Consider the following 685-nt stretch of genomic DNA (forward strand, 5'->3'; position numbering starts at 1 on the left):
AATGATACAGGCAAGAAGAGCTATGAGATTGATGGCGTTAAACACTCGGTTTTCAATATGCAAGCGCCATCTCTCGCGGGCTATATCCCAGCGTACAAGCTGTTAGAGATTCGTCCAGACAACCAGATCGAAGTAGAAACCATCATCATCGATCAAGTTAAGCGTTACAACGAACTCTTCAGCCACTATGCCGAAGAACATGAGTACTTAACTCAGGCAGCGGGTAATGATCCTGAAGCCATTGCTAAAATTTGGAACAAAGACATTCTCAATGCAGAAAGCTATTACGAGCTGACTGATTGGCACATTCGTGAGCTGACTCGTCTGCGATTCCTGCCGGACGACTGGCCAATCGAAATGCGTACCATGATCATGGAGATGGATGGCGAGCAGATGATGATTATGTCTCAGCTAGATACGCAGTTCACGGTTTGTCAGCTAGCTGATGAAATGAACTACCCAGTTGAAGGTTGTGTATCGAATGGTGTTGATGATTACGAGCAGTTCCAGAAAGACTGGCAAGCGGCCAAGGTTGAAGCGGAGCTACTAGCCGAAGCAGAAGGTTTAGAACTCGCCGACTTTGCTAACTGGCAGGGTGAGACACTGGCTACCGACTTTTACCGCTTGCGTAATGCCGACGAACTGGCTTTTCGTGATATCGGTGAAACTCAATTGCGTCAGTACG

1 pseudogene is annotated in these 685 nt (G+C 47.3%); it reads left to right on the top strand.

The window, feature by feature from the left end:
- Positions 1 to 685: pseudogene (locus KIV40_RS28010) on the top strand (metallophosphoesterase); the annotation flags it as partial.

It is taken from the genome of Vibrio sp. D173a, from assembly GCF_030248475.1.